Genomic DNA, 9,055 nt, shown 5'->3' with positions numbered 1-9,055 from the left:
GCCGGGCGGGTTCGCGCCAGCCAGGGCTTCTTCTCCATCGAGCGGGCCTGCCCGCGCTGTGGCGGCTCGGGCCGCCTGGTGCTGGACCCCTGCGCCGACTGCCACGGCCACGGCCAGGTGCGGAAGGAACGCGTCCTGCAGGTCCGCATCCCGGCCGGCGTCGACGACGGCGCGCGGATCCGGCTGGCCGGCGAAGGCGACGCGGGCGTACGCGGCGGAACGCGCGGCGACCTCTACATCTTCCTCTCGGTGAAGCCGCACGAACTGTTCGACCGCGACGGCCTGGACCTGCTCTGCACGGTGCCGGTGCCGATGTACGTGGCCGCCCTGGGCGGCGAGATCGAGGCGCCCTGCCTAATGGGCGGCGAGAATTGCGACGGCGAATGCCGGATCGAGGTCAAGGTGCCCGAGGGCTCCCAGACCGGCCGCACGGTTCGCCTGAAGGGCAAGGGCATGCCGTCCCTGCGCTCGCGCGAGCGCGGCGACCTGGTGGTGGAGCTGTTCGTCGAGACGCCCAGCAAGCTCAACGCCCGCCAGAAGGAGCTGCTGCGCGAGCTGGCCGAGATCTCGGGCGACCAGCAGCACCCCAAGTCCGCCAACTTCATCGGCAAGGCCAAGCGCTTCTGGGAAGACGTCACGGGCGTCTAGGCCCATACCCGAAGCTTGAAAAATCCCCGCAACAAACGCACGGCAAACGGCTAGGCTGTTTGGGAAGCGCGCCCGTGAGCGGCGCGGAGGCGGGAGGATGTCATGGGGCTGAAGACAGCGATTCTGGCTGGGGCGGCGGGACTGGCCCTGAGCGTTCCGGCGGTGGCGGCCGACTATTCGAAGTCCTCACCTCCCGGTTATCCCGACGTGGTCGCCGAGTACCTGCAGGCGCCGGGCTATCAGGCGGCGGGCACCCCCAAGGCCCTGAACACCGCGACCTTCCTGCGCGTCCGAGCCGCGGCTGACGGCGAGGCGCCCAGGCCGGCCAACGCGGTGATCGTCGGCCTGCCGGGCTTCGCCTCCACGCCGGCCCATTGGCTCTATCTCGCCAGCCAACTCGTTCGCCGCGCCCAGGGCCAGACCTGTGACGGCCAGCCCTGCCGCGTCGAGGTCTGGGTGCTGCAAAGGCGTGGCGCAAATCTCGCCCAGACCGAGGCCCTGCGGGAAGCGCGGGTCAGGAAGGACCCGAAGATCGCGCTGGACCACTATCTGGGCGCGGGCTCCCTGGTGGCCTCCACTCGGCCAGGGGAGCCGGCCAAGGTGACGGGGACGTCGTTGGGCAAGTGGACCCCGCTCACCCAGGCCGACGCCGCCTTCATGGCCGACTGGGATTTCCAGGCCTATGCCGGCGACGTCGACGCCATGATCGGCCTGGTCAAACAGAAGACCGGGAACAAGAACATCTTCCTGGCGGGCCACAGCCAGGGCGGCGGTTTCGTGGCCAACTACGCCGCGCGCAAGCAGCCCGACGGCAAGCGGGGGGCGGAAAAGCTCTCGGGCCTGATCTTCCTGGACGGCGGTCCGTCCGCGGGGACGGCGGAGGCGCCCAGCGAGAAGGACCTCGCCACCTACTTCGCCAAGGTCGCCGATTTTCGGTCGGGCAAGGCCCGGGTCTACACCGACGCCAGCGGCATGCTGGGCGCCATCGCCGGACCCAGGGCCGCGGCGAGTCAGTCGGTGACCGGGATCTACTACGCCTTTGTCGACCCCAAGGCCGAGGCGATCTTCCCGCTGCGCACCGCCGCCATGGTCCCGGCCAATCCGGGCGACGATTTCCTGAAGGCGGTAAGGCTCACCTGGCTGGCGCGGGCGGGGGCCAGTTTCGACACCGATCCGGTTCCCGGCGGCGGCGTCCAGATGCCGGTGCTGCAATTCCTTGGCGAGGGCCTGGGCTATCTCGATTTCAAGCCGGTCGCTGGCACGGAGGCCGCCTGCGACAAGACACCTCCGCCGATGATGATGGGCCCGCCGCGTCCGGGCGTGGCCAAGCCCGCCTGCGTGCCCTCGTCGGCTCAGGTCGACCCAGCCAAGGTCCACGACTGGGTCGAGGGCGGCGGGAACGGCGGTTCGGCGCTGGACGTGGGCAAGGCCAAGCTCTGGATGGACAGCCAGGCCTTCGCCCCCTCGCGCTCGAACATCAAGCCGGTGAGCGTGGCCTTCAAAGGCGGCGCCCGGACCATCGACGCCTCGAACATGATCGCGTCCAACTGGTATCCGTCAGAGCGCTGGGACTACGACGCCCAGTTCGTCGGCCGCTTCAAGACGCTGAACATCGACCGCGACGGGGTGAAGCTGGACATCGACAAGACCGCCATCGCCAATGTCCCCGTCTATGTCGCACGCCAGAGCCCGGCGGCGGCCATGGCCAATCCATTCCCGGGGGTCAGCGACTTCACCGAGATCAACAAGACCGGGACCTGGCAGACCGACGCGGCCAAGGCGATCACCGCCTTCGATCCCAAGATCAACGCCAAGCTCTACTTCCACACCGACTTCGTCTCGGCCGACGACTCCACGCCGGACAAGGGGACGCCGGGCGATCCTGGAAACTCGGCGGTGGCGGCCACGCTCACCGACTGGGTGCTGAAGCGCAGCAAGGGCGCGGCCGTCGTGCCGACGCCCAAGGCCTTGGGCGTGCGCGAGACGTACTGAGTCTGGACGCCGCGCCGAACGACCCCCACTGTCGCGCCGGGCAGTCGGGGGACGGGCATGAGTGACGCGGTCGAGCGCGAGGCGGGGCTGCATCGCGGCCTCAGCACCGGCCAGATGACGATGATCGCCATCGGCGGGGCGATCGGCACCGGCCTTTTCCTGGGCAGCGCCTTCGCCATCAGCCTCGCGGGGCCGGCGGTCCTGGTCAGCTACTCCATCGGCGCCCTGATCGCCCTGCTGCTGGCCGGCGCCCTGGCCGAGATGACGGTGGCCCAGCCGACGCCGGGCTCCTTCGGTGTCTATGCGGAGGAGTACGTCAGCCCGTTGGCCGGGTTCCTGGTGCGCTACGGCTATTGGTCCGGCGTGACCCTGGCGATCGGCATGGAGATCACGGCGGTCGCGCTCTACATGAAGTTCTGGTTCCCCGACGTGCCCGGCTGGTGGTGGGTCCTGGGATTCTCGGCGGGCCTGATCGCCATCAATGCGCTCAGCGTGAAGGTTTTCGGGGCGCTGGAGTACGTTTTCTCGCTGATCAAGGTCGTGGCCATCGTGGCCTTCATCGTGCTGGGCGCGGTGGTGCTTTTCAGGGCCGAGCCCGGCTCGGGCATGGGCCTGGCGAACCTCACCGCCGACGGCGGCTTCTTCGCCAAGGGTCTGTCGGGCGTGTGGGTCGCGGTGATCGTGGCGATCCTGAGCTATCTCAGCGTCGAGGTTGTCGCCGTCGCGGCGGGCGAGGCCAAGGATCCTGGCACGGCGGTCATCCGCGCCTTTCGGGCCACCGTCGTGCGGCTGGTGCTGTTCTACCTGGCCAGCCTGACGATCATGCTCGCCATCGTGCCCTGGACCGTGGCGGGGGCGGGGGGCAGCCCCTTCGTCAAGGTGATGGAGGCGACCGGTGTTCCCGGCGCGGCTGGGGTCATCAACTTCGTGATCCTGACCGCGGCCCTGTCGGCCATGAACGGCCAGCTCTACGGCGCGACGCGAATGATGTTCTCCCTGGCCCGCGCCGGCGATGCGCCTGCGATCTTCGGGCGGCTCAGTCCCCAGGGTGCGCCGGTGGCGGCGCTGGCGATCTCGACCCTGGGCATCGCTGTCGCCGCGATCCTCAACGCACTCGTGCCCGAGCAGGCCTTCACCCTGATGATCTCGGTCTCGATCTTCGGAGCGATGTTCGCCTGGATGATGATCTTCGTGACCCACCTGGCGTTCCGCCGGAAGGTCGACGTGAGCAAGCTCGCCTTCCGCGTCTGGGGTCATCCCTACGGCAGCCTGCTGGGCGCGGTCCTGATGGCGGCGATCCTGGTCACCACGGCCTTCACCCGGGAGTTCCACTTCACCCTGGTCTGTGGCGTTCCGTTCCTTTTGGCGCTGACCGGCGCCTACTTCATCTGGATCAAGCCGCGAATGTCGGGCCAGCGATAGCTGACCTCGTAGGTCACGCCGCCGGGGCCTGGTTCGCGACGCGGGGCCTCGGCCTCGCCGCCCAGGTGTTCGTAGAAGCCCCGAGCCGGAATGTTGTCGCGCAGCACCGAGATCAGCAGCGAATTCGCGCCGTTGGCCGCGAACACCCGGGCGATGGACGAGACCAGCCGGCGGCCGGTTCCCTGGCCCTGGGCGGTCTCCAGCAGGTAGAGGGTGGTGATCTCCGCCTCGCCCAGACGGCGAGCGCGGGAGGGGCCGCCCGCCACATAGCCCACCAGGCCGTCACGGTCGGCGGCGGCCAGGGTCGCTTCGTGCTCGGCCGGCTTCTGCAATCCCGTCCGGAAACGCCGCGCGTGCACGGCGGGCGACAGGCGGGCCAGATAGGAGTCCGGCAATAGGCCGCGATAGGTCTCGCGCCACGACGCCACGTGGATGGCGCCCAGCGCCCCGGCGTCGTCGGGTCCAGCGGGGAAGATCACGTGGGTCAAACGCGGCTCCTCAACTTAATCACAGCTTGGGAGTCGCGCGGCCCGGTTCAAGAGGGTGCGGGGGCTGACGCGCGCGCCGGGCGCCGCTAGGCTTGTTCACAAGCATGAACGCCCAGACCCCCGCCCTTCCAGACGCCCTCGGCGCCACCCCGGTCATGGCCCAGTTCTTCGAGGCCAAGTCGCGCCAGCCCGACGCGCTGGTGTTCTTCCGCATGGGCGACTTCTACGAACTGTTCTTCGAGGACGCCGAGCGGGCCAGCGCGGCGCTCGGCATCACCCTCACCGCCCGTGGCAATCACGGTGGTGCGCCGATCCCCATGTGCGGCGTGCCGGTCCATGCGGCCGAGGCCTATCTCGCCAAGTTGATCCGCTCGGGCTTCAAGGTCGCCGTCTGCGAGCAGATGGAGGACCCCGCCGAGGCCAAGAAGCGCGGCGGCAAGTCCATTGTCCGGCGTGACGTCGTCCGCGTGGTGACGCCGGGCACGCTCACCGAGGACGGACTGCTGGACGCCCGGGGGGCGAACCGGCTGGCGGCGGTCGCGGTCCGCGCCGGCGCGGCGGCGGTGGCCAGCGTCGAGCTCTCCACCGGCGAGGTGGAATGCATGGCGCTGTCCCGCGACGGCCTGGCCTCGGCCCTGGCGTCGCTGGGTCCCTCGGAGATCCTGGTCCCAGATCGCCTGTTCGCCGACGAGGGCTTGAGCGCGGCCTTCAAGAGCGTCGGCGGACTGATCCAGCCCATGGCCTCGGCGCTCGCCGAACCGGCCGCCGCCGAGGCGCGGCTGAAACGGCTGTATGGGGTCGACACCCTGGACGGCTTTGGCGAGCTGTCGGGGGCGGAAATCTCGGCGCTGGGCCTGATCGCCGCCCATCTGGAGACCACCCAGGCCGGACGCCTGCCGGCGCTCACCGCCCCGCGAAGGGCGGGCGAGGCCGACGTCATGGCCATCGACCCGGCCACCCGGACCAGTCTTGAGATCGAGAAGAGCCTGTCGGGCGCGCGCGACGGTTCGCTGCTGGGCGCCATCGACCGCACCATCACCGCGCCCGGAGCCCGGATGCTGGCCGCGCGGCTGGCCCGCCCGCTGCTGGACCCCGCCGCCATCGACGCGCGGCTGGATGCGGTGGCCTGGTTCTGCGAGCGCAGGCCCCTGCGCCAGAAGCTGCGTGAAACCCTGCGCGGCATGGGCGACATGGCCCGCGCGCTCTCCCGCCTCGCGCTGGGGCGCGGCGGACCCCGCGACCTGGGCTGCCTGCGCGACGGCCTGGCAGGCGGCGAGACCATCTCAAGCCTGTTCGGACACCCCGATCCGCTCGACCCGCCGGCGCCGGCCGAGATCGCCCGCGCCCTGGCGGCGCTGCATCCGCTGGCCGACGCCAACCTCGCCGAGTTCCGACGGATGCTGGACCAGGGCCTGGGGACTGACCTGCCCGCCCTGACGCGCGACGGCGGCTTCGTGGCCCCGGGCGTCCGCGCCGAGCTGGACCAGGCGCGTGCCTTGCGCGACGACAGCCGCAAGGTGATCCTGCAGCTCGAGGCTCGGCTCCAAGCCGACAGCGGGGTGGCGCTGAAAGTCCGCCACAACGCCGTGCTGGGCTATTTCGTCGAGACCACCGCCAAGGCGGCCGAGCCGCTGATGACCGCGCCGCTCAACGCGACCTTCATCCACCGCCAGACCTTGGCCAATCAGGTGCGCTTCACCACCGTGGAGCTGGCCGAGCTGGACGCCCGTATCGCCCAGGCCGCTGAGCGGGCGCTGGCCATGGAGGTCGCCACCTTCGAGGCCTGGCGCGAGGCGGCCATCGCGGTCGCCGCCGCGATCCAGGCCGCCGCGCAAGGGTCGGCGGCCCTGGACGTCGCCGCTGGGATCGCCGAGTGGGCCGATGACGTGGGCGCCGCGCGTCCGGTTATCGACCGCTCCACCGTGTTCGAGGCCCGGGCCGCCCGCCATCCGGTGGTGGAGGCCGCGGTCAAGCGCGCGGGCAACCCGTTCACGCCCAACGACTGCCGCATGGACGGAGCGGGGGTGGCCGGGGCACGGCTCTCCATCGTCACCGGGCCGAACATGGCGGGCAAGTCGACCTTCCTTCGCCAGAACGCCCTGCTGGCGGTGCTGGCCCAGGCCGGCTGCTTCGTGCCGGCCAAGTCCCTGCGGCTGGGCGTGGTGGATCGCCTGTTCAGCCGGGTCGGGGCGGGGGACGACCTGGCGCGGGGCCGCTCGACCTTCATGGCCGAGATGGTGGAGACCGCCGCCATCCTGACCCAGGCCACCCCGCGCTCCCTGGTGATCCTGGACGAGATCGGGCGCGGCACGGCGACCTATGACGGCCTGGCCATCGCCTGGGCCTGCGCCGAGGCCCTGCACGAGACCAACCGCTGCCGGGGCCTGTTCGCCACCCACTATCACGAGCTGGCCGTGCTGGAGGGCCGCCTGGCCTATGTGGCCAACCTGTCGTTGAAGGCCAAGGAATGGAACGGCGACCTGATCTTCCTGCATGAGGCAGGCCCTGGCCCCGCCGACCGCTCCTATGGCGTGCAGGTGGCCAAGCTCGCCGGCGTGCCGCCCGCCGTGGTGGTTCGCGCCCGCGAGGTGCTGGACCGGCTTGAGCGCGAGGCCGGCGCGCCGGCGCATCTGGACGACCTGCCGCTGTTCGCCATGGCGGCGCCGGAGCCGGAGCGTTTCGGCCCCAGCCCCGCCGAGACCGCCCTGCGCGCGCTGGACCCTGACAGCATGAGCCCGCGAGAGGCGATGGACGCGCTCTACCGGCTGAAGGGTCTGCTCTGATGGGCATCAGATGCCTGATGGTGGATGTCGACGGCGTGGTCGTGCGCCGTCCCGACGGCACATTGTGGAACCGAGACAGCCAGGCCGATCTGGGCCTCGATCCAAAGGCGTTCCAGGATGAATTCTTCGCCGTCCATTGGTCCGACGTGGTGCTTGGGCGGGCGGACTTGCATGAGCGCCTCGGCCCGGTGCTGCGGACGATCGCACCCCATCTCACGAGCGATCAGGTCACCGCCTACTGGTTCGAACAGGACAGCCACCTCGACCACGACCTGCTGGCGGAACTCGCGGGCTACCGCGATCTCGGTCTGGCCCTGCATCTCGCCACGGTCCAGGAGCATCACCGCGCCCGCCACCTGTGGGAGGTCCTGGCTCTGCGCGACCGGTTCGAGGCCATGCACTACGCCGCCGACTATGGCTGCAAGAAGCCCGACATGGCGTTCTTCCGCATGGTGGAGGCCCGCACGGGCTTCGCGCCCCACGAGCTCGTGCTGATCGACGACAGTCCGCGCAATGTCGAGTCGGCGCGTGCCTGCGGCTGGGCCGCGATTCTCTGGACCGGCGAGGAACGCCTCGCGGACCTCATGACCGAAGCCGGCCTGGCGTAAGGCCTCGCCCGTCATTGTGCGTTGCACAAAATTAACCACCGCACTGCACTACAAATTAATCTCCAGCGTCGAAAACGCCCCTCGACGAGCGCGGGACCCTCCTCATTCACCGCCGCGCCGCTGGAGAATTTGAAATGATCCGCATTGCCCTTCTGACCGCCGCCGCCGCCATCACTTTCGCCGCCCCCGCCTCGGCCGCCGAGATCCGCGTTTCGCTGGTGGGCAAGTCCGCCGCCCAGATCGACGCCGACCTGACCCGCGCCGCGCGCACGGTCTGCATGCGCGCCACCTTCGGCGAGACACTGGTCACCGACGCCTACGGCCGTTGCGTCCGCGCGACCTTGAAGACCGCCCAGGCGAAGCTGGCCGAAGCGCAGTCGGCCGACTAAGCCAGACTTTCACATTGTTGCGTTCGAGGGCCGGCGGAAACGCCGGCCCATTTTCGTATCCCCTGACGCCGAGGGCCGGCTTGGCCTATATGCGGTAGCCATGCCCCCTCGCCTTCGCCCCACGCGCCTTGAGTATGTCGTCGACGGCGTGAGGCTTCGCGCCCAGCTCTCGGCCGCGGCGCTGGATGCGGCGGGCGACGAACTGGAGCAGCGTCGCAGGGCGCTGGAGATCCTGAAGCAGGCCCTGTTCCGCGGCCGGATGATCGCCAAGGAGCGGCTTGAGAACGGCGCGGGCGGCATTGAGACGGCGCGGCTGCTGTCGGGCGTCACCGACGAGGTGGTCACCGCCCTCTACGACTTCACCACCGTCCACGTGTTCCGCGCCCGCAACCCCACCGAGGGTGAGCGCCTGGCGCTGCTGGCGGTGGGCGGCTACGGCCGCGGCGCGCTGGCGCCGTTCAGCGACCTCGATCTGCTGTTCCTGCGCCCCTACACGCAGACCGCCCACGCCGAGAGCGTGATCGAGTACATGCTGTATGCCCTGTGGGACCTGGGCTTCAAGGTCGGCCACGCCTCGCGGACGGTCGAGGAATGCATCAAGCTTTCCCGCGAGGACTTCACGATCCGCACCTCGATCCTGGAGGCTCGGCGCCTGAGCGGCGATGAGAAGCTGTCGGACGAACTGATCCGCCGGTTCCGCGCCGAAGTGGTCAAGGGGACCGCCG

At 70.0% G+C, this 9,055-nt stretch carries 7 protein-coding genes and 1 pseudogene; 7 read left to right on the top strand and 1 reads right to left on the bottom strand.

Annotated elements, in window-relative coordinates; genetic code table 11:
* The 3 genes from RMO04_RS04880 to RMO04_RS04870 form a co-directional block, all read left to right on the top strand.
* A partial coding sequence (locus tag RMO04_RS04880; protein WP_309643670.1) for a DnaJ C-terminal domain-containing protein occupies positions 1 to 648 on the top strand: 648 nt, incomplete at its 5' end.
* Positions 649 to 750: 102 nt separating this feature from the next.
* Positions 751 to 2,640 carry an alpha/beta fold hydrolase gene (locus tag RMO04_RS04875; protein WP_309643669.1) on the top strand — a complete coding sequence of 630 codons (1,890 nt, stop codon included), beginning with the start codon at positions 751 to 753 and terminating at the stop codon, positions 2,638 to 2,640.
* Positions 2,641 to 2,697: 57 nt separating this feature from the next.
* Positions 2,698 to 4,062 (top strand): amino acid permease, encoded by a 1,365-nt coding sequence (locus RMO04_RS04870; RefSeq protein WP_309643668.1) that lies wholly within the window; start codon positions 2,698 to 2,700, stop codon positions 4,060 to 4,062.
* Here the strand turns inward: RMO04_RS04870 and RMO04_RS04865 are convergent.
* Entirely contained in the window at positions 4,020 to 4,541 is a 522-nt protein-coding gene (locus RMO04_RS04865) for a GNAT family N-acetyltransferase (protein WP_309643671.1), read from the bottom strand. The two genes, RMO04_RS04870 and RMO04_RS04865, sit on opposite strands and share 43 nt — an antisense overlap.
* Positions 4,542 to 4,654: 113 nt before the next feature.
* Between RMO04_RS04865 and mutS the strand changes: the two genes are divergently transcribed.
* From mutS to RMO04_RS04845, 4 genes and pseudogenes are all read left to right on the top strand, one after another.
* Positions 4,655 to 7,333, top strand: coding sequence for a DNA mismatch repair protein MutS (mutS, locus tag RMO04_RS04860; RefSeq protein ID WP_309643667.1), 2,679 nt, complete (start codon positions 4,655 to 4,657; stop codon positions 7,331 to 7,333).
* Entirely contained in the window at positions 7,333 to 7,941 is a 609-nt protein-coding gene (locus tag RMO04_RS04855) for an HAD-IA family hydrolase (protein ID WP_309643666.1), read from the top strand. The genes mutS and RMO04_RS04855 overlap by 1 nt, the downstream gene beginning before the upstream one ends.
* A 134-nt stretch (positions 7,942 to 8,075) precedes the next feature.
* On the top strand, positions 8,076 to 8,330 hold the full coding sequence (locus RMO04_RS04850; protein WP_309643665.1) for a hypothetical protein: 255 nt from the start codon (positions 8,076 to 8,078) through the stop codon (positions 8,328 to 8,330).
* A 100-nt stretch (positions 8,331 to 8,430) separates the two neighbouring features.
* Positions 8,431 to 9,055: pseudogene (locus tag RMO04_RS04845) on the top strand (bifunctional uridylyltransferase/uridylyl-removing protein); the annotation flags it as partial.

Origin of the sequence: Phenylobacterium sp. (assembly GCF_031412415.1) — a bacterium.
In the GTDB taxonomy this organism is placed as follows: Bacteria; Pseudomonadota; Alphaproteobacteria; order Caulobacterales; family Caulobacteraceae; genus Phenylobacterium.
Note: the sequence above shows the minus strand (reverse complement) of the source record. Positions and strands in the feature narration are given on the sequence as shown.